This is a genomic window from Kitasatospora sp. NPDC101447 (assembly GCF_044767225.1).
In the GTDB taxonomy this organism is placed as follows: domain Bacteria; phylum Actinomycetota; class Actinomycetes; order Streptomycetales; family Streptomycetaceae; genus Kitasatospora.
In genome coordinates this window covers 234,691-253,591 of sequence record NZ_JBIWNL010000011.1, presented here as the reverse complement: position 1 = coordinate 253,591, position 18,901 = coordinate 234,691, and the positions used below count along the sequence as shown (strand labels likewise).

Annotated in this window: 18 protein-coding genes; 7 read left to right on the top strand and 11 right to left on the bottom strand. The window is 75.1% G+C overall.

The genetic code is table 11. The annotated features are described in order from the left end of the window. Positions 1–162 precede the first annotated feature (162 nt). Complete coding sequence (locus ACIRST_RS18650; RefSeq protein WP_402803157.1) at positions 163–2,364, bottom strand: MMPL family transporter; 2,202 nt, start codon at positions 2,362–2,364, stop codon at positions 163–165. A 382-nt stretch (positions 2,365–2,746) separates the two neighbouring features. On the opposite strand from ACIRST_RS18650, the gene ACIRST_RS18645 reads away from it, so the two are divergent. The 3 genes from ACIRST_RS18645 to ACIRST_RS18635 are packed head-to-tail and all read left to right on the top strand — an operon-like array spanning position 2,747 to position 5,948. Then, positions 2,747–3,871 carry a DegT/DnrJ/EryC1/StrS family aminotransferase gene (locus ACIRST_RS18645; RefSeq protein ID WP_350520863.1) on the top strand — a complete coding sequence of 375 codons (1,125 nt, stop codon included), beginning with the start codon at positions 2,747–2,749 and terminating at the stop codon, positions 3,869–3,871. A 27-nt stretch (positions 3,872–3,898) separates the two neighbouring features. Further along, a complete protein-coding gene (locus ACIRST_RS18640) occupies positions 3,899–4,843 on the top strand; it encodes an NAD-dependent epimerase/dehydratase family protein (RefSeq protein WP_350520864.1) in 945 nt (314 codons plus the stop codon). 13 nt (positions 4,844–4,856) lie between these two features. Further along, a complete protein-coding gene (locus ACIRST_RS18635; protein WP_402803155.1) occupies positions 4,857–5,948 on the top strand; it encodes a hypothetical protein in 1,092 nt (363 codons plus the stop codon). 148 nt (positions 5,949–6,096) lie between these two features. Here the strand turns inward: ACIRST_RS18635 and ACIRST_RS18630 are convergent, their stop codons facing one another. The 5 genes from ACIRST_RS18630 to ACIRST_RS18610 form a co-directional block, all read right to left on the bottom strand. Next, entirely contained in the window at positions 6,097–6,834 is a 738-nt protein-coding gene (locus ACIRST_RS18630) for a polysaccharide deacetylase family protein (protein WP_402803154.1), read from the bottom strand. A gap of 7 nt (positions 6,835–6,841) precedes the next feature. Continuing rightward, positions 6,842–7,642, bottom strand: coding sequence for an SDR family NAD(P)-dependent oxidoreductase (locus ACIRST_RS18625; RefSeq protein WP_350520867.1), 801 nt, complete (start codon positions 7,640–7,642; stop codon positions 6,842–6,844). A gap of 77 nt (positions 7,643–7,719) precedes the next feature. Then, positions 7,720–8,607 (bottom strand): DMT family transporter, encoded by an 888-nt coding sequence (locus ACIRST_RS18620; RefSeq protein ID WP_396546296.1) that lies wholly within the window; start codon positions 8,605–8,607, stop codon positions 7,720–7,722. A gap of 260 nt (positions 8,608–8,867) precedes the next feature. Further along, positions 8,868–9,788, bottom strand: a complete 921-nt coding sequence (gene bla, locus ACIRST_RS18615) for a class A beta-lactamase (RefSeq protein WP_350520869.1) — start codon at positions 9,786–9,788, stop codon at positions 8,868–8,870. A 115-nt stretch (positions 9,789–9,903) separates the two neighbouring features. After that, entirely contained in the window at positions 9,904–10,707 is an 804-nt protein-coding gene (locus ACIRST_RS18610; RefSeq protein ID WP_402803152.1) for an SAM-dependent methyltransferase, read from the bottom strand. Between the two features lie 236 nt (positions 10,708–10,943). Between ACIRST_RS18610 and ACIRST_RS18605 the strand changes: the two genes are divergently transcribed. Continuing rightward, the gene (locus tag ACIRST_RS18605) at positions 10,944–11,576 is read left to right on the top strand and encodes a sigma-70 family RNA polymerase sigma factor (protein WP_350520871.1); all 633 of its coding nucleotides are present in this window, start codon (positions 10,944–10,946) and stop codon (positions 11,574–11,576) included. Positions 11,577–11,707: 131 nt separating this feature from the next. Then, positions 11,708–12,373 carry a hypothetical protein gene (locus tag ACIRST_RS18600; protein ID WP_402803151.1) on the top strand — a complete coding sequence of 222 codons (666 nt, stop codon included), beginning with the start codon at positions 11,708–11,710 and terminating at the stop codon, positions 12,371–12,373. 74 nt (positions 12,374–12,447) lie between these two features. Here ACIRST_RS18600 and ACIRST_RS18595 read toward each other — a convergent pair whose 3' ends face one another. From ACIRST_RS18595 to ACIRST_RS18575, 5 genes are all read right to left on the bottom strand, one after another. After that, complete coding sequence (locus tag ACIRST_RS18595) at positions 12,448–14,103, bottom strand: condensation domain-containing protein (RefSeq protein WP_402803150.1); 1,656 nt, start codon at positions 14,101–14,103, stop codon at positions 12,448–12,450. A gap of 307 nt (positions 14,104–14,410) precedes the next feature. Beyond that, complete coding sequence (locus ACIRST_RS18590) at positions 14,411–15,100, bottom strand: 4'-phosphopantetheinyl transferase family protein (RefSeq protein ID WP_402803149.1); 690 nt, start codon at positions 15,098–15,100, stop codon at positions 14,411–14,413. Further along, positions 15,097–15,876, bottom strand: a complete 780-nt coding sequence (locus tag ACIRST_RS18585) for a hypothetical protein (RefSeq protein ID WP_402803148.1) — start codon at positions 15,874–15,876, stop codon at positions 15,097–15,099. Before ACIRST_RS18585 ends, ACIRST_RS18590 begins: the two co-directional genes overlap by 4 nt. A gap of 4 nt (positions 15,877–15,880) precedes the next feature. Then, positions 15,881–16,171: a phosphopantetheine-binding protein gene (locus ACIRST_RS18580; RefSeq protein WP_363573322.1), complete on the bottom strand. Its 291-nt coding sequence runs from the start codon at positions 16,169–16,171 to the stop codon at positions 15,881–15,883. Positions 16,172–16,321: 150 nt separating this feature from the next. Continuing rightward, on the bottom strand, positions 16,322–17,254 hold the full coding sequence (locus tag ACIRST_RS18575; RefSeq protein ID WP_350520877.1) for a 3-oxoacyl-[acyl-carrier-protein] synthase III C-terminal domain-containing protein: 933 nt from the start codon (positions 17,252–17,254) through the stop codon (positions 16,322–16,324). Between the two features lie 169 nt (positions 17,255–17,423). Here ACIRST_RS18575 and ACIRST_RS18570 point away from each other — a divergent pair, with 169 nt between their 5' ends. Both ACIRST_RS18570 and ACIRST_RS18565 read left to right on the top strand, forming a co-directional pair. Then, positions 17,424–17,723, top strand: coding sequence for a hypothetical protein (locus ACIRST_RS18570; protein WP_350520878.1), 300 nt, complete (start codon positions 17,424–17,426; stop codon positions 17,721–17,723). Continuing rightward, positions 17,720–18,865 carry a glycosyltransferase gene (locus tag ACIRST_RS18565; protein WP_402803147.1) on the top strand — a complete coding sequence of 382 codons (1,146 nt, stop codon included), beginning with the start codon at positions 17,720–17,722 and terminating at the stop codon, positions 18,863–18,865. Before ACIRST_RS18570 ends, ACIRST_RS18565 begins: the two co-directional genes overlap by 4 nt. Positions 18,866–18,901 lie beyond the last annotated feature (36 nt).

The following is an 18,901-nucleotide window of genomic DNA, read 5'->3' as shown; positions in this document are numbered from 1 at the left end:
CGCCGCCCCCCACTCCCAATGGGGGGGGGGGGTCCCGGCGCAGGCGCTGCCGGGGGGGGTACTGGGTGGGGGTCGCGGGGGCGCGCGTCGGGGGCGGGGGGCGCGCGCGGCGCCGGCCCCTGACTGCAACGGTAATCGGTGGGCGTGCGGATCCCGGCCGGGCTAGACCGTGACCGACTCCCGGATCGGGGCCGCTTCGGCGGCGGGCGTCTGCAGCTTGCTGCCCTCGACGTCCACGTCCGGCACCAGGCGGTCGAGCCGGCGCGGCAGCCACCAGGCGCGGTGGCCGAGCAGGGCGAGGACGGCCGGGACGATGGTCATCCGGACCACGAAGGCGTCGAACGCGACGGCTGCGGCGAGCCCCAGCCCCATCATCTTGATCATCGGCTCGCTCATCCCGATGAAGCCCGCGAAGACGGCGATCATGATGAAGGCCGCGGCGGTGACCACCCGGGCGTTGTGCCGGAAGCCGGTGACGATCGCCTCGCCGGGCTGCTCGCCGTGGACGAAGCCCTCGCGGATCCGGGTGACCAGGAACACCTCGTAGTCCATGGCGAGGCCGAAGACCACGCCGATCATGAAGATCGGCATCATGCTCATCACCGGGCCGGTCTGCTCCACGCCGATCAGGTCGGCCAGCCAACCCCACTGGAAGACCGCGACCACGGCGCCCAGGGCGGCGGCCACCGAGAGCAGGAAGCCGAGTGCCGCCTTCAGCGGGACGAGCACGGAGCGGAAGACCACCAGCAGCAGCAGGACGGCGAGGCCGACGACCAGGGCGAGGTAGGGCACCAGGGCGTCCGTGAGCTTCTGCGAGACGTCGATGTTCATCGCCGTCGTGCCGCTGACCAGGACCGTCGCGCCGGTGGCCGACGTGAGGGAGGCCGCGTCACCGCGGATGGTGTGCACGAGGTCCTTGGTCGCGGCCTCGCTCGGGCCGGTCGCCGGTATCGCGTTGAGCAGGGCCGTGTCACCGGCCTTGTTGAACATCGGCGGCGTCACGGTGACGACGCCCTGCAGGCCCGAGAGCTTCTTGGACACCTCGTTCGCCGCGGCCTTCGGGTCGGCGACGCCCTTGGCGTCCACCAGGACGGTCAGCGGGCCGTTGAAGCCGGGCCCGAAGCCCTCGGACAGCAGGTCGTAGGCGCGGCGCTGGGTGGTAGAAGTGGGCTTGGCCTCGTCGCCGGGCAGGCCGAGCCGCAGGTCGAGCGCGGGGGCCGCGAGGACGCCCAGGCCGATCACGCCGCCGAGCAGCACCGCGAGCGGGCGGCGGAGCACGAACCGCGCCCAGCGGGAGCCGCCGTTCTCCTGGGTCGACGCCCGGTCGGCGTCGCCCCGGGCCTTGCGGACCTTGCGCGGCAGCACCTTGCGGCCGATGAAGCCGAGCAGCGCCGGGACCAGGGTGAGCGCGACCAGCACGGCGATGACGACCGTCCCGGCGGCGGCCATGCCCATCTTGGCCAGCATCGGGATGCCGACCACGGAGAGCCCGGCGAGGGCGATCACCACGGTGAGGCCGGCGAACACCACGGCGGAGCCGGCGGTGCCGACGGCCCGGCCGGCCGCCTCCTGCGGTGTCCGGCCCTCGGTCAGCTCGGCCCGGTAGCGGGAGACGATGAACACCGCGTAGTCGATGCCGACCGCGAGGCCGAGCATCATGGCGAGGGTGCCGGTGGTGGTGGACAGGCCGAGGACGCTGCCGAACGCGGTGATCAGCGCCATGCCGAGGCCGACGCCGACGACCGCCGTGAGCAGCGGCAGGCCGGCCGCGACCAGCGAGCCGAAGGTGATCACCAGGACGACGGCGGACAGCGCCATGCCGATCGCCTCGCTGCTGCCGCCCGCGTCGGGCTTGGCCATCAGCGCGTTGCCGCCGACCTCGACCTTGAGCCCGGCGTCCCGGCCGTGCTGGGCGGCCTGCTCCAGCGCGGTCGTGGCGCCCTTGGACAGCTCGCCCGCCTTGGCGGCGTAGCTGACCGTCGCGTAGGCGGTGGTGCCGTCCTTGGAGACCGCGCCCGCCGTGAACGGGCTGACCGCCCCGGTGACCTGCTCGGCGTGCGCGAGCTCGTCGACCGTCCGCTCGACCGCCTGCTGGTTGGGGGCGGCGGTGATCTTCTGACCGGAGGGCGCGACGAACACCAGCCGGGCCGAGGCGCCGTCGGCGTGGCCGCCGGGGAAGCGCTCGTTCATCAGGTCGAAGGCCTTCTGCGCTTCCGTGCCGGGCATCGAGAAGCCGTCGTCGGGCGCGGCGGGCGCCTTGGCCGCCAGGACTCCGACGGCCGCCAGCACGGCGACCCAGAGCAGGGTCACCAGCCGGCGCCGGACGAAGGCCCATCGGCCCAGACGGTAGAGGAACGTGGCCACGGGAGAGCGGACTCCTTCGGTGCGGTGCTCGGTACAGGGCGCGCCGCGGGCGGGCCGTACGCCCCCTGAGGGCGCGGTCCGCCGCAGCGTGACCAATCCTTGATCGGCGGGCCCTGCTCCGTCGTCGTCCCTGCGCAGGCCGTTTGCGTACTGCGGACGCAGTACGGCCCTCCCCCGTACGGAGGAGCGCACGCCCGGCGCCGGGAGTAGCCCTCCTACCTGCGGAGGAAGCAGTCGGGTTCACCCGTGCGGGCGGCGACGACGGGCCGTGACCCGGCCGGGCGAAGTAGCGTGATGTGCCTGGCCCGACCGCCGTCCGTGCGGTTCGGGACGACCCGACCTGATCGGTGCTGCCTGAGCAGCCAGCCGCCGGAGGTGCCCCATGGGCGTTCCAGCCGCCCGCATCGTGTTCGACGAGAGCGACCGCGCGGCCGTCGCCGAGGCGGTGACCGAGATGCTCACCACGGGCGCCCTCACCCTCGGTCCCTGGACCGAACGCTTCGAGCAGGCCTTCGCCGCCGAGCACGGCGCCTCGCACGCCGTCGCGGTGAGCACCGGCACCGCGGCGCTGGAGGTGATCCTGCGCACCGTCGACGTCCGGGGCCGCGACGTCGTCGTCCCCGCCGTCAGCTTCTACGCGACCGCCGGCGCGGTGGTCCACGCGGGCGGGCGCCCGGTGTTCGCCGACGTCGACCCGGCCACCCTCGCGCTGTCCCCCGACACCTTGGCGGCAGCCCTCACCCCGGACACCGCCGCCGTCGTCCTGGTGCACATCGGCGGCCTCGTCACCCCCCGGGTGGACGCCCTGCGCGCGCTCTGCGACCAGCGCGGCATCCCGCTGGTCGAGGACGCCGCGCACGCCCACGGCAGCAGTGTCGACGGGCGCGCCGCCGGGACCTTCGGGCTGGCCGGGGCCTTCTCCTTCTACCCGACGAAGGTCACCACCAGCGGCGAGGGCGGCATGATCCTCACCGAGTCGCCGGAGCTGCGCGACGAGGCCCGGATCTACCGCGACCAGGGCAAGGGCTCCTTCACCACCAACCACCACGTGCTGCTCGGCTACTCCTGGCGGATGAGCGAGCTCCACGCGGCGGTCGGCGCGGTGCACCTGCGCCGGCTCAAGGAGTTCATCGAGACCCGCCGGGCCGTCGCCCGCCGCTACGACGCGGCGCTGGCCGGGCTGGACGGCCTGGCACCGGTGCTCGAACCGCCGGGCTGCCGCGGCAACTACTACAAGTACGTGGCGCTGCTGCCGGCCGGCACCGACCGTGCGGCCTTCAAGCGGGCGGTCGCCGAGGAGCACGGCGTGCGGCTGTCCGGCGAGGTCTACGACCTGCCGCTGCACCTCCAGCCGGTGCTCGCCCCGTACCGGCGCGGGCCGCTGCCCGCCGCCGAGGACCTCTGCGCACGGCAGGTCTGCCTGCCGGTGCACTCCGACATGACGGAGGACGAGACGGAGCAGGTCATCGAGGCCGTCTCGACCGTGTACCGGCGGCTGGTCGGCTGAGCCGACCGGAGTGAAGGGAGCAAGAACGTGCGGATAGCCGTCACCGGGGGCTGCGGATTCATCGGCTCACACGTCGTGGACCACCTCATCGCGGCCGGCCACGAGGTCCTCGCGGTGGACATGACCGACCAGTACCTCAACCCCGACGCCGAGCACGCGCGGATCGACGTCCTCGACCTCAAGGCCCTCACCGCCGCGCTGGCGGGCAGCGAGGTGGTCTACCACCTCGCTGCGATGGCCGACGTCGAGCAGGTCTCCGCCGATCCGGTCCGCGCCGTGCGGACCAACATCGACGGCACCGAGGCCGTCCTGGAGGCCGCCCGGCGCAGCGGTCTCAGCCGGACGGTGCTCGCAAGCACCGTCTGGGTCTACGGCGCCGCCCTCGCCGGCGAGCAACTCGGCGGCGAGGAGCAGGAGTTGGACGAGCACGTACCGATCGAACTGGAGCACAGCGGCCACCTGTACGTGGCCACCAAGCTGGCCGCCGAGATGCTCGTGCACAGCTACCGCGAGCTGTACGGGCAGCACTTCACCATCCTGCGCTACGGCATCCCCTACGGGCCCCGCATGCGCGACGAACTGGTCGTCGCCCGGTTCGTCCAGGCCGCACTGGCCGGACGCCCGATCACCATCGCCGGCGACGGGCGGCAGAGCCGCAACTTCGTCTACGTCGAGGACCTCGCCGACGCCCACGTGCGCGCCCTCTCCCCCGCCGCCGAGGACCAGACCTTCGCCCTGGAGGGCTCGACCGCCGTCTCCGTGCGCGACATCGCCGACACCGTCGACGGCCTGCTCGGGCCCGTGAGCATCGAGCACATCGGCGGCCGCAAGGCCGACTACACCGGGCGGCGGATCTCCTCCGCCCAGGCCAAGCGGCTGCTCGGCTGGTCGCCTCGGACCAACTTCGCCGAGGGCGTCCGGCGGTACGCCGACTGGTACCGGGCCGCCACCGCCGCGTCCACCGCCACCTGACCGGGGCCGCCCGATGCCGCACGCCCTGCTGATCTCCGGCTCCCTCGGCCAGGGCCACGACGTGATGGCCCAGGCCTGCGCGGACACCCTGCGGGAACGCGGCTGGACCACCGACACGGTCGACGCGATGGCCCTGCTCGGCGAACGCTCCGGCGCGGCCGGCGAGGCCGTCTTCCGCCGGCTGCTCGACCTGCCCGGGGTGTACGACGCGTTCCACTTCTCGGCGCTGCGGACGGGCGCGCGGATCGCGCTGCTCGCGGACGCGGCCGCCCGCACCCGGCTCGTCCCGGCGCTGCGGAAGCTGGTCGAGGCGCAGCGGCCGCAGCTGGTGGTCTCGGTGTTCGCCACCGCGACCTCGGCGGTCAACCGGCTGCAGGAGTGGGGGCAGGGCCGGGAGTTCCGGCACTTCGTGTTCTGCACCGACGTCACGCCGCACCGGCTCTGGGTGCAGGAGGGCACGGACCTGTTCCTGGTCACCTCGGAGGTCGCCGCGTGCGCGGTGCGGCGCTACCGGCCGGACGCCGACATCGCCGTCGTGCCCGCGCCGCTGCGGCAGCCGTTCTACCGCCCGCCGGAACGGTCCGAGGCCCGCGCCGGGCTGGGCGTGCCGGCGGACGCCCGGTGCGTGCTGCTGATGTCCGGCTCCTGGGGGCTCGGGCCGCTCGCCCGCGCCGCCGTCTCCCTCGCCGCGGCCGGACCGCACGTGCTCGCGGTGGCCGGACACAACCGGGAACTGGAACGCCGCCTGCGCGCCGCCGCCCGCCGCGAACCCCGGCTGCACCCGTTCGGCCACACCGACCGGGTCCCCGCACTGATGACCGCCGCCGACCTCGTCGTCACCAGCTCCGGCGACACCTGCAGCGAGGCCCGCGCGCTCGGCCGGCGACTGCTGCTCCTCGACGTGGTCCAGGGGCACGGGCGCGACAACCTCCAGCACGAGCTCGAACTCGGCCACGCCGACGTCACCTCCGCCCACCCCGCCGAGGTCGTCCGCAACGCCCTCGCGGCGCTGAAGCGCCCCTCCCCGGCGCCCTCGCCCGGCGCCGACCCGGAGGGCTGGCGCGCCGGGTTCGGGGAGGCCCTGCGACGCGTGGGACTGGGGTAGCGGGCTCCGACCGAGCCGACCAGGGTCGGGTCCGGCCCGGTCAGGTCGGGTCCGGTCAGGTTGGGCCCGGTTAGGTCGGGTCCGGTCGGGTCCGGCCCGGTCGGGTCGGCTCCGCTTCAACGGCGTTGCTGCCGAAGGGCGTCGAGCCTCACCGCCGGTCCGTGCGGCCGGGCACCCCGTGGTCGCGGAGCGGGCCGAGGGTGAGGTGCCGGGCGCGGCAGTGGGCGGCGATCAGGGGCAGGGCGGCCAGGGTGGCGCGCCAGGAGTCGGGGGCGGAGGTGCAGTCGGAGTCGTGGAGCAGGAGGGTCGCGCCGCCGGCCAGGCCGGGGCGGGCGGTCGCGTAGACGGAGGCGCCGGTGGCATCCGCCGTCCAGTCGCGGCCCCAGGCGGTCCACAGCACGCTGCGCAGGCCGAGGCGGCGGGCGGCCAGGGCCGGACCGGCCGTCAGGACGCCGTACGGCGGGCGGTACCAGAGCGGGCGGGCGCCGCACAGGCCGGTCACCGCCTCCTCGGTGCGGCGCAGCTCGCGCAGGTCGCGCGCGGGGGCCGGGTACCACTGCTGCCGGTGGAACCAGCCGTGGACGGCGACCTCGTGGCCCCGCCGCACCAGCTCGCCGCCGAGCTCGGGGGCGCGTTCCAGCATCGCGCCGAGCAGGAAGAAGGTGGCGCGGACGCCGAGTTCGTCCAGCGCGTCGAGGACGTACGGGGTGCTGCGCGGATCGGGGCCGTCGTCGAAGGTCAGGGCTACGTGGCCCGGGGCGGTGCCGTGGCCGGCCATGCGGCGGGCGACGGTGCGGCGCAGCGGTGGGAGCCGGACGGCGGCGGGGGCGAGGTGCAGGAACTCCGCGGCGGCCGCGGCGGCGAGGGCTCCGGTCGCGATCCTCACCCCGGGCTCACCCGAAGCGGGAGGCCATCCGGCGGAACACGCCCGGCGCGACACCGTGGATGCGGGCCGGGAAGCCCAGCCAGTGCGGCACGTAGAGGCGGTCGCGCTCGGTGGTGATGCTCGCGACGACGGTGTCCGCGACCCGCTCCGCCGAGACGGGGCGCGGCCGTTCGCGCTGGTACGGCGTGCCGCGCCGGTCGAAGAACGGGGTGTCCACCGCGCCCGGGAGGACCAGGCGCACCCCCACGCCCGTTCCGCGCAGCTCGTACCAGAGGCTCTCCGCGAACATCGTCAGCCCGCCCTTGGTGGCCGCGTAGCCCGACTCGTCGCGCACGCCGACCTGACCGGCCATCGAGCCGAGCAGCACGATCCGGCCGTGGCGGCGCTCCAGCATGCCGGGCAGGAGGAGGCGGACCAGGCGCAGCGTGGCGGCGAAGTTGACCTCGATCATCCGGTCGAGGGTGTCGGAGGGGGTCTCCGCGAACGGGCCGCGCCAGCCGAGGCCGGCGCTCGCGACCAGGGCGTCCACCCGGCCGGCCTCGGCCAGGGCGGCCTCGGCGAGGCGGCGCGGACCGTCCGGCTTGCTCAGGTCCTCGGGCAGGGCCAGGCCGTCGGTGCGGTCGGCGAGCTCGTCGAGGCGGGCGCGGTCGGTGCCGGAGACCAGGGTCCGCCAGCCCGCACCGGCCAGCCGGAGGGCGGTGGCGAGGCCGATTCCGGAGGAGGCGCCGGTGATCAGCGCGACCGGGCGCTCGGTCGGCGCCGACCGCCGGGATCCGGGGTGGGGTTCCGATCGGGGGTCCTCCGCCATCGCGCACCTGCCGCTCTGAGGCCAGTCGCCGTCCGATTTGTCCGGCAAGTCACCTTCGCACGGCGGCGCCGACCGGGCTACCGGGGCGGGACCGCCTGCTCCGCCCCGGCGCCCGGGTGCGGCCTCACCAGCTCGGCCGACTCGCCCTCCAGTTCGCCGAAGCGGGAGAGGAGGAAGGTGCCGCCCACCGCCACCGCGAAGCCCGTCAGCGCGCACCACTCGAACCCGGGACGCGCGGCGTCGCCGAGCGCCACGACGCCGACCAGGGCCGGGCCGAAGGTCTCGGCCACCGTCCCGGCGGCGGTCGCGGCCGTCACGGTGCCCCGCTGCAGCGCCAGGGCGTACGCCAGGTAGCCGCCGAGACCACCGGCGACCAGGGCGTAGGTCGCCGGGTCGGTGAGGATCGCGAGCAGGCCGGAGGCGTCCATCACCCGCACCGCCAGGCTGGTCACCCCGAAACCGACCCCGGCCAGCAGGCCCAGCCCGGCGGCGGCCGCCGTGCCGTTCCGGCGCACCAGGACGAGCGTGGCCGGCAGCATGACGGCGGTGGTCGCGAGCAGCGCCCAGTGGAAGGCCTCCGGGGCGTGGTTGCGCCCCTCCTTGCCCGAGCCCAGCGCCAGCAGGGTCAGGCCGACGACGACGGCGAGGATGCCCGCGACGTCGCTCCGGTGCAGTCGCGCGCCCAGCAGCCAGACGGCGGCCAGCGCGGTGACGGCCAGACTGGCGTTGGTGACGGCCTGCACCAGGAACAGCGGGAGGCTGCGCAGGGCCACGATGCTCAGCACGAAACCGACGATGTCCACCAGCGTCCCGACCAGGAACTGCCACGACCGCACCAGCGCGGCCAGCAGCCCCGCCCGCACCCGGTCGGCCCGCGGGGCGGACCGCGCACCGCGGGCCTGGAAGACCGCCCCGAAGCCGAAGCAGACGGTCGCGACCAACGCGGTGGTGAGTCCCAGCAGCATGCGTCTCCCAGCGTCGCGGGGCAGCATCGGTCCACCACCAGTCTGTCCCCGGCGTGGCGGGGGCGCACGGGTGGGGCGGGACGGGCGTACGGGATCAGCCCGGCGGACGGCGGCGAGGCCGGGGCCGCGACGGCGCGCCGCCGGGGGAGGTCGAACCGGGAGGAGGAGCGGAGGGCTGGGAGGAGCGGCCTGTGCCGCACGGAACGGGGCGGCGGGGGCTCGTGGCCCGCCGCCGCCCCGGCACCTGCGGGCGGGTCGGGCTAGCCGAGCACGGAGGCGAGCAGCGCCGCGGTCTCGGCGACCACGGGCTCGTCCCGCACGGCGGCCTCGTCGGGCTTGGTGGTCAGCACGGCGAGGACGACGGGCGCGCCGGACGGGGTCCAGGCGATGCCGACGTCGTTGGCGGTTCCGTACCGGCCGGAGCCGGTCTTGTCGGCGAGGGCCCAGTCCGCCGGGAGGCCCTTGCGGAAGCGGTTCGTGCTGGTCGTGTTGCCGCGCAGCCAGGTGGTGAGCTGTTCGCGCTTGGCGGGCGGGAGGGCGTGGCCGAGGGCGAGCCGGCGGTAGGTGCGGGCGATGGCCCGCGGGGTGGTGGTGTCGGTGCCGCGGTCCGGTTCGGCGGAGTTGAGCTCGGGCTCCCAGCGGTCCAGGCGGGTGGTGCGGTCACCGATCGAGCGGCAGAAGTCGGTGACGGCGGTCGGGCCGCCGAGTTCCCGGAGCAGCAGGTTGGCGGCGGTGTTGTCGCTGTGGTCGATGGCCGCCTTGCAGAGCTCGGCGACGGTCATGCCGTCCGCCAGGTGGTCCTTGGTCACCGCCGCGCTCTCCTCGCCGCCGGACCGCGTGATGTCCTCGGCGGTGTAGTGGATCCGCCGGGCGAGGAACTCGCCGTTGCGGTCGAGGTCGCGCAGGACGGCGGAGGCCGCGAGGGTCTTGAAGACCGAGCACATCGGGAACGCCTCGTCCGCGCGGTAGCGGACCGTCCTGCCGGTCGAGACGTTCCGGGCGAACACGCCGAGGCGGACGCCGTGTTCCCGCTCCATCGCCGCGAGCAGGCGGTGGGTGTCGGGCCCGCTCTCCGCGTACGCCGCACCGCCGGTCGAGGCCGTGACGGCGACTGCTGCTCCGAAGCCGAGCCCCAGGACCGCGCGGCGGCTGTGACGGAATTCCGACGACTGTGTGGACATGGTCCCCCTCTATCCGGACATCGCGGCCGGAGCCGCTTCCTGAGTCACAGGACGCGCCGCACGCCTCGATGGTTCGTCAACGGCGGAAATCGGGGGCGGGAACGACCCGAACGGGTCAGGACCGGATGGCCACCGCCGCGTACGCGGATGCCTCCGGGGCGGAGACCGGCGGATCGTCGGGGGCCGGGCGCCACTGGGGAGTGGGGACGACGCCCGGGGCGAGGAGGGTCCAGCCGTCGAAGAAGCGGGCGAACTCGGAGCGGGTGCGGGCCTGGACGGCGGTGCCGGCGGACTCGTAGATGCGGACCAGGTCGGCGATGTCCGTGGGCGCGAAGTCGGGGGTGACGTGGGTCATCACCAGGGCGCTGCCGGGGGCGAGGACGGACTTGAGGTGCTCGACGAGCTCGTAGGCGCCGTGGGCGTCGGGCACGAAGTGGAGCAGCGCGTTGAGGGAGAGCGCCACGGGGCGGCGGAGGTCGACGGTGTCGCGCAGCCCGGGGGCGTCGAGCAGCCGGGCGACGTCGGTGACGTCGGCCTCGACGTAGGCGGTGCGGCCCTCGGGGGTGCCGGTGAGCAGCGCCTGGGCGTGCGAGAGGACGATCGGGTCGTTGTCGGCGTACACGACGCGGGCCCCGGGCGCCACGCGCTGGGCGACCTCGTGGAGGTTGGGCGAGGTGGGGATACCGGTGCCGATGTCGAGGAACTGGTCGAAGCCGGCCTCGGCGAGGGCGCGGGTGGAGCGGTGCATGAAGGAGCGGTTGGCGCGGGCGCCGCTGCGCAGCCACGGCGCGACGGCGAGGGCGTGCCCGGCGGCCTCGCGGTCGGCGGCGAAGTTGGTGAAGCCGCCGAGGAAGTAGTCGTACATCCGGGCCGAGTGCGGCACGTTCAGCCGCAGGTCCACCCCGTCGTAGAGACCCATCGCGTTTCCCCCTCGGTCCATCGTTCGCATGCCGGCAACCGATCGCATTGCTGCCCACGGTAACCGGGTGCCAATCACCGCCGGATCGATTCAACGAGCCGTCGTATCACATGAGATGACAATCAGTGTTCGCTTTGCAGCCTGGAGTGACAGGCCTGATGGAATGAGGATGGGCACGGACAGCCCGACCCTCGGGTGGCCTGGCGAGCAGCCGACGGCCACGGAAAGCAGGCTCGATGACGATCGACAGGGGTGCCCCCGCGCGCGGGTACCGGGGCGGGACGGCAGTGGACTGCACCGGCGGGGCGGGCCCGGACCGGGGGCTCGGCGGAGACCTCGGCCTGCGCCTGGACCTCACCTACGCCGCGTTCTGCGAGACGCACGAACCCGCTTGGCACGCCCTCGCGTTGACCAGGATAGGCAGTCGGGCCGACGCCGCGCTGGTGGTCGCGGCGGTGAAGGCCGACCTGGCCCGCTGCTGGCCCCAGGTGCTGCGGTTCGAGGAACCGGCCGCGTACACCTGGCGGTTGGCCAACCGGCACGTCGCGGACTGGGTCTCCGCCGAGGAGCCGGTGGAGGTGGAGGCGGTCACCTTCGCCGCGGTGATCAACGCGTTCAAGCAGGTGGCCAAGGGTCTGCTGCAGAGCGAGGCGGACGAGGTGCGGCTCTACGCGGCGATCCTCGAACTCCCGGACCGGCAACGGGACGTGGTGATCCTGCGCTACCTGCTCGGCCTGCACGTGAAGGTGATCGCGGCATACCTGGGGCGTCCGGTGGCGACGGTGCACTCCAATCTGCGGCACGCCCGCGAACGGCTGGCGCGCCGGCTCGGGGTGGGCGAACTCCCGGACCGCGGGGGCGAACTGTGACGGACCGGCGGGCGGGCGGGTCCCCGCGCGGGGCGCACGCGACCGGCGGGCCGGGGCCGACGGGCGGGGCGCGCACGACGGACGGGGCGCACGGCACCGGCGGGGCTCGCGGCACGGGCGGGGGGCGTGCGGTGATCCAGGTGCCCCGGCCCGAACGCGCCCACGCCGAGCGGATCGCGGAAGTGCGCCAGGCCCGGCTGACCGCCGCGCCGACCCACCTGCCGTCGGAGTACGAACAGGCCTCCTTCGAACTGGGCCTGGTGGTGGCCCTGGTGCTGGGCGCGCCGGACGCCTCGCGCGGGCTCGACCTGCTGGTGAACGCGCGCCGGATCCAGCCCGAGGGAGCGGAGGTGTTCGGGGCGCTGCTGTACGCCACCGGCAAGGAGGAGGGCGCCGAGTTCTGGTGGCGCTTCGCGGCCGGCTCCGGCAGCGGGACGGCCGCGTACTGCCTGCACCTGCACCACCTGATGCTCGGCGAGACCGACGACGCCGACTACTGGCGGGCCTGGTCGGACCAGCTCTCCTCGGCCGAACGCCCACCCGGGCCAAGGCCGTTGCGGATGAGCAGACCGCTGCTGCCGGCCGACGTACGGCGCGACATCCTGTCCCGGGTGCACCGGGGGCTGGCGCCGCAGCTGCCGCCCGCACTGGTCGCGGTGATCGACCGGCTGCCGCTGCAGGGCGAGGACGCGGAGGAGGTCCCGAGCCCGTGGGGCCTCACCTCGGGGGCCACCTCCGCGTGCTCGTGGGACCTCCCGTGGGGGCTCGGCGACGACGACGGGGACCCGACCCGGTGAGCGGCGGGGCTCGTCGCCGTTCGCGCCGAGGACCCGTCGGAGTGAGCGGCCCGCGCCCGCCCGGGATCATCCCTTCAGGTGAGTGCGGACAGCCGGGCGACGATCTCCGGATCCCGCCCGCTTCCGGCCTCGATCTCCTCACCGTCCGCCGTCGCCCGCCGGACGACGTAGTGGTGCGGCGCCATCGCGGTGTCACGGCCCGGCAGGGCGGCGACGACGGCGCGGTGCGCAGTAGCTGGGTCGAGCGCGGGATCGTCGGTGGCGATCTCGGCGACCAGCCTCCCCTCGGCCAGCGACAGTCGGTGCGGGCCGACGGCGGCGTCCACGAGGGCGCGGACGGCCGCGAGGTCGATCCAGGAGCCGTCGACCAACCGCCACTCGCCGCCGGGCCGTTCGGCCGGCGGGCCGAGCACGGCGGGCAGGTCGGCGAGCAGCACCGGGCCTTCGGCGGCCGCCGCGAGCAGGGCGAGCAGCGCCCGGGCGAACCCCTCGGTCTCCTCGGCGTCGAGCACCTGGGGGCAGGCGACCAGGACGAAGTCCAGGCTGCCGGTGATCCGCAGGATCGCCAGCATCAGCCGGACCGGCAGCGGCGGGCCGGGCAGCGGGGTCAGCTCGGGGTCACGGGACGGGGGCGGCTGGGCGTCGGCGACGGCCGGCGGGACGGTGAGGCTCAGGTCGTTCACGACCACCTGGCGGGCGAACCGGGAGCCGCGCCGGTGGGCGACGTCCTCGACCAGCTGCCAGACCTGCTCGGCGTCCAGGATGCTGTTCCAATAGGCTTTCAGCGACGCCGACTTGGCGCGGCCGATCAGCTGGTCGAGATCGGCCGCATCGGTGTCCAGCAGGATCAGCGCGTCCTGCGCGAGGGTGCCGACGTGGTCGATCAGCTCGGCCTGGTGGCGGTTGGCGGAGAGCGCCGACATGACCAGGCCTCCCCGCCGGCCAGCCCGGTGGGCGACCAGCGCGGCGAAGGCGGCGAGCAGGACCACGGACGGGCTGGCGCCGACCCGGCGGCAGACCGCGGCGAGGTGCCCGGCCGCCGAAGCCGAGCGCACCATCAAGGCGGTGTGGTCGCGGGGCGGGCCGGTGACGCGCGGGTCCGCGAAGACGGTCTGCGGGGCGCCGCCCAGCACCCGGGCCCAGTGCCGCAGTCCGGCCGCCGCCTTGCGCCGGCCCTGCCGGCTCTGCTCCGCGGCCGCCAGCCGCAGCGGTGTCGGGGCCACGACCGGCGGCAGCTCCCGCCCGGCGGCGAGGGCGCACCAGTCCTGGATCAGCACGGCGGTGGCGGCGCCGTCGGCACCCGCGTGGCAGACCACGGCCACCAGTCGGAGCAGCTGCTCGCCCCGGGCGACCAGGGTGAACCGGATCCGGGGCGCCACCGCCAGGTCCAGCGGGACGGCGACGTCGGCCCGCCCCAGCTCGCCGGCCAGGGCGTCCAGCCGGCCGTCGTCGTGGCCGTCCGCCTCGACCACCGCCACGGTGAAGCGCCCGCTCGGGTGCACCACTTGGCGGACCGGGAAGCCGTCCGGGCCGGGGCCGGGCGGGAAGGACGTGCGCAGCGACTCGTGCCGCTCGACCAGCAGCCTCAGGGCCTCCAGGCCGGCCGGGACCGAGGTGCCGGCCGGCACCGGCCACACGGAGTCCTTGTTGATCCGCTCCGGGGCGTCGCTCCGGATGCAGCGGATCATGTTGTCCTGGCCGCGGGTCAGCGGGCCGGATCCGCTGCTCACGGCGGCGAAGCGGACTCCGACCTGCCTGGCGGCCGGTCGCGGGTCGATCGGGGCCGTCCGGCGCGGGGCCGTTTCGGGTGCGGTCGATTCGCGTGCGGCCGCCTCGCGTGCGGTCGATTCGCGCGCGGCCGCCTCGGGGAGGGGCGTTTCGCGCGGAGCCGCCTCGCGGGCAATCAGGTCGTGCGGAGTCACGTCGTACGCGCCTTTCGGCTCGCCGGGAGGGGCTCAGCGGGGGGGGTGTGATCGGGACGCTACCAGCGGCCCGCCGGACTGGTCCAGACCAAAGCCCGCTCGATTCAGCGGACCGTCAACTCTGCTGCCATACACAGGAGTTGACATGTAACGGCGGATCGCCCAGTGCCGCCACGGCAGCCCGGAACGGCCCCGGGACGGGCACGTCGCAGACCCTCGCCGGGCCGGCTCCGAGCCCGCCGGGGTCGGCCACCAGCACCGGGGACGTCCCCACCACGGACACGCCGAAGGACTGCGTCAGCCGTCCGCCGTACGCCTTCACGCAGGCCTCGCGGCGGCACCACAGTCCGGTGAAGCGGGCCGCCCGCTCGGACGGCTCGACGGGTTCGGCGACGAAGCGCTCCTCCTCGAACGGGAACCAGCGCGCGGCCATCCGCTCGGCCGTCCGGGCCTCGTGCAGTCGCTCGACGTCGACGCCGACCGCCCGCTGCTCGGCCAGGGCCAGCACCGCGAGCGTGCCCGAGGCCGACCAGCTGACCCGCAGGCCACCGGCGTCCGCGGCCTCGGGCTTGCCGTTCGGCCCGCGCCGCCAGCGGACCTCGGCCGGTGGACGGCCCAGCCGGGCGCCCACCAGCCGCCGGACGGCGCCGCGCACCACCGTGAACCGGTCGCGCAGCACCGGGTCCATGCCGTCGGCCCGCGCGCGTTCGTCGGCGTCGAGCAGCTGCCACAGGTCGGCGACGACCGCCGCGGGCCGGCCGGTGTCGATGAGCCAGCACTCGACCTCGCTCACGGCCCCGCTCACGGCAGGACCACCGTGCTGAGCACCCCGAGCCGACGGTCGTACCCGGCGAGCAGGGCCGGCCGCTCCTCCCGCCGCCAGCGCGGCAGGTGTTCGGCCAGCCGCGCCCAGAGGCCGGTGAAGGGCTGGGCGGGCTCCCCGGTGCCGAAGCCGCCGTCGTGCAGGACCTCCGCCCGCGCCCCCAGCTCCCCGGCCCGGGCCCGCACCGCGTCCTCGGGCGGACCGGCACCGGTCACCTGACGGACGGCCAGCCCGGCCCCGGCTTCCTCCTCGCACACCAGCACCACCGCCGCGTGCCGCTCCGGCAACACGACCGGCTCCGACGGCCGGTAGTGCAGCGCGGTCTGTTCGGCGAGCACCACCACGGCCCGACGGCAGCCGCCGGTGCGGTGGTGGTCGGCGGCCAGCCGCAGGGCGGTGAACGCCGCGGCGGTGCCCTGGTCGCAGATCGCGAAGGCGAGCGGCTCGCCCGGAACGGACCGGCTGAGCGCGAGCGAGGACGGCGCGCCGGGGCGGACGTCCGGGGTGTCGAAGGCGAGGACCAGCAGGTCCACCGGCTCGTCCTCGGCGAGTGCCTCGCGCAGCAGTCCGGCGGCCAGCTCCTCGTAGGAGTGGCCGACGCCCTCGCGCAGCAGGTCCTCGCGCAGCGGCAGGCCGTACGGGCGGACCAGGTCGGAGACGAACACCCGCAGGTCCGGATCGAGCGAGGTCTCCGAGCGGCCGTCGAAGCGGCGGGCGAGCGCCCGGGTGATCCGCAGGCCGGAGGGGCCGGGGGGCACCCGGTCAGTCCTCGGGGATGACGTGCCCGGCGACGTAGTCGGCGAGCCTGGTGACCGAGCGCAGGTCGTCCTCGGTGATCTGCTCGACGTCCACCTGGATGTCCAGCGACTCTTCGAGCTCCAGGATGAGCTCGATGGTGCCGGCGGAGGTGAGGCCGAGGTCGTCGAAGAGGCAGGCGTCCTGCGGGATCTCGGGCAGTTCGCGCTTGAGGACGCGTGGCAGGAGTTCGCCGATGCCGTGCAGGATGCGCTCGCGCAGCTCGGGGTCAGTGGTCTGGACCACGGGTTCTGACATGGGGGTACCGTCCCGTCGTACGTGGGAAGTGCGCCCGGAGGGCTCTGGGGTGTGGCCGACGGTCCCGGGCGACCGACCGGTCGCCGGCTGGCCGTCGGCTGGTCGCCGACTGGTCGTCGGTAGGTGCGCCGGCCGGTCATCGGCGCGTCGTCAGCACTGCATCGCCATCGCGGAGAAGGTGGCTCCGACACCGGCGGCGGCGATCAGGTAGCGGTCGCCGCGGCGGAGCAGCCCCCGCGTGATGGCGGTGTGAAGATTGATGAGGCTGTCTGCAGCGAAACTGTGCCCGACCGACCGCACGTTGTCCAGCACGACTTTCTCGACCGGGTAGCCGAGGCGGCGCGCGATCATCCGCCAGGACGCCTGGTTGACGTTGTGCGGGAGGATCGCCGCCAAGTCGGAGAGGCCCAGACCGGCCCGGTCGAGGGCGGCCTCGATCGCCTCGACCATGACGTCCGGGTACTCGCGCTGGTAGCGGGCCAGCAGGTCCGGGTCCCCGGCCAACCGGCCGTCGAACTCGGGGCGTTGGCGCACCGCGAAGGAGAGCACCCGGTGCCGCTCGCCCCCGGCGCTGACCAGGCAGGCGGCCGCGCCCTCGGCGAAGATGCCGGTCTCCGGCACCACCTGGGCGTCCCTGGTGAAGGTCTTCTCCCCCGCCAGGACCAGTGCGAGCGCCGCCGGGTCGGGTTCGGACGCGAGCAGCCGGCCGGCCAGGTCGATGGCCAGCAGGCCCACCGCGCAGGCGTGGTGGGTCACCGTGAAGGCGTTGGCGTGCCCGAGGCCGCGCGCGGCGAGCAGCTCGTGCAGGGGGTTGAGCGGGTGGGGCACCGCCACCGGCATGCTGCGGGCGTGGATCACGAAGCGGATGTCGCGTTCGCGTCCGCGCAGGTCCGGCAGGCCGTCGAGGGCGGCTTCGAGCAGGTCGGGCAGCGTCCCGGTCGGATCCAGGCGCAGCTGGTCCAGGCCGTGGAAGCGGCGGAAGAGACGGAGTTGACGTGGGGTCAGGCCGATGCGCTCGCCCACCGCCTCGATGGGGACGGCGTGCGGGGGGAGGTGAACGGCCACTGCCTCCAGTGCGGTCACCCGGGCTAGTATTCCGACGCCCGCCGGGTCGCACAAGTGATCTCGAATCCGAGACCGGACCCGGGGCCGTCTTCGAACCCCTCTCGCGACCGCGTTCCCGGAAGCCGTCAACTGCGCTCCGGTGCGGTCGCGTTCACCCCCGCGCCGTCGAGCAGGTGGGAGATCCCCCGTGTCGCATCCCGAACCCCCGTCCTCCGCCGTGCCGTTGGATCCGGAGCTGGTCGCCCTCGTGGTCGAGGTGGCCGGCGCGCCGCCCGGCTGGGCCCGCCACGTCACCCCGGACGCCCGGCTGGACGGCGACCTGCTGCTGGACGAGGCCGAACTCGCCGCGCTGGCCGGGCGTCTGCGCGAGCGCTTCGGCCCGGCCGCCGACCTGGCCGCGCTGCGCGCCGGGCTGGACCTGGCCGGGCTGGAGGCGCTGACCGTCGCCGACCTGCAGCGGCTGCTCCCCGAGGAGGGCGCCCGGTGACCCGGTTCCTGCTGGTGATGCCCCCGCTGACCGGACACGTCAACCCGGCCGCGGGCATCGCCGCCGAACTGGCCGCGCGCGGCCACGACGTCGCCTGGACCGGTACGGAGTCGGTGCTGCGCCCGCTGCTCGGCGGTGACGCCCGCGTGCTGGGCACCGGCACCCGGGCGTTCCGGGCGCAGGGCGGGCACGGGCTGGCCGCTCTGCGCTCGCTCTGGGAGGGCTTCATCGTCCCGTACGCGCGGTTCACCGCGAAGCCGCTGGACGCGGTCGTGCGGGAGTACCGGCCGGACGTGCTGCTGGTGGACCAGCACACCCCGGCGGGCGCGCTGGTCGCGCACCGGCACGGCCTGCCGTGGGCGAGCTTCGCGCCCGGGGCGATGGAACTGGGCCGCCCCTACCGTGCGTTGCCGCAGGTCGAGGCGTGGATGACCGGGCTGCTGCGCGGGCTGTGGGAGCGTGCCCGGCTGCCCGGGGCGGAGTACGTCGACCCGCGCTTCTCCCCCGCGCTGGTGCTGGCCACCACCGGTCCGGCGCTGACCGGCCGCGCCGCGCCGCCGCACCACGCGCAGGTCGGGCCGGTGATCGCGGCGCGGCCGCACGATCCGGGGTTCCCGTGGGAGCGGCTGCTGCCGGGCCGGCGGCGGGTGCTGGTCACCATGGGGACGCTGGCCGGGGAGCTGGGCGCGGCCTTCCTCGCCCGGGCCGTGCGGGCACTGGAGCTGTGCGGCGAGGACGTGCAGCCGGTGTTCGCGGCGCCGCGCGGGCTGCTGCCCGCGCTTCCGGCGCGGGCGGTCGCGGTGGACCGGGCGCCGGTCGCGGCGCTGATGGCGCGCGGCGAGCTGGACGCGGTGCTGTGCCACGGCGGGATGAACACCGTGGGCGAGGCCCTGGCGCACGGATTGCCGCTGGTCACCGCGCCGATCCGGCACGACCAGCCGTTCGTGGCCGCGCAGGTGACGGCGGTCGGGGCCGGACTCCGGGTGCCGTTCGCCAGGGTCACCGCGGAGCGGCTGGCGGAGGCGCTGGGGACCGTGCTGGAGGCAACGGCCCATCGGGAAGCGGCGGTTCGGGTCGGGACGGACCTGCTGGCCGGAGGCGGTGCGGTGGCCGCCGCGGACCGGCTGGAGGCACTCGGCTGACCGCCTCGGCCGGGAAGTCCCCTTAGCAGAACCGGA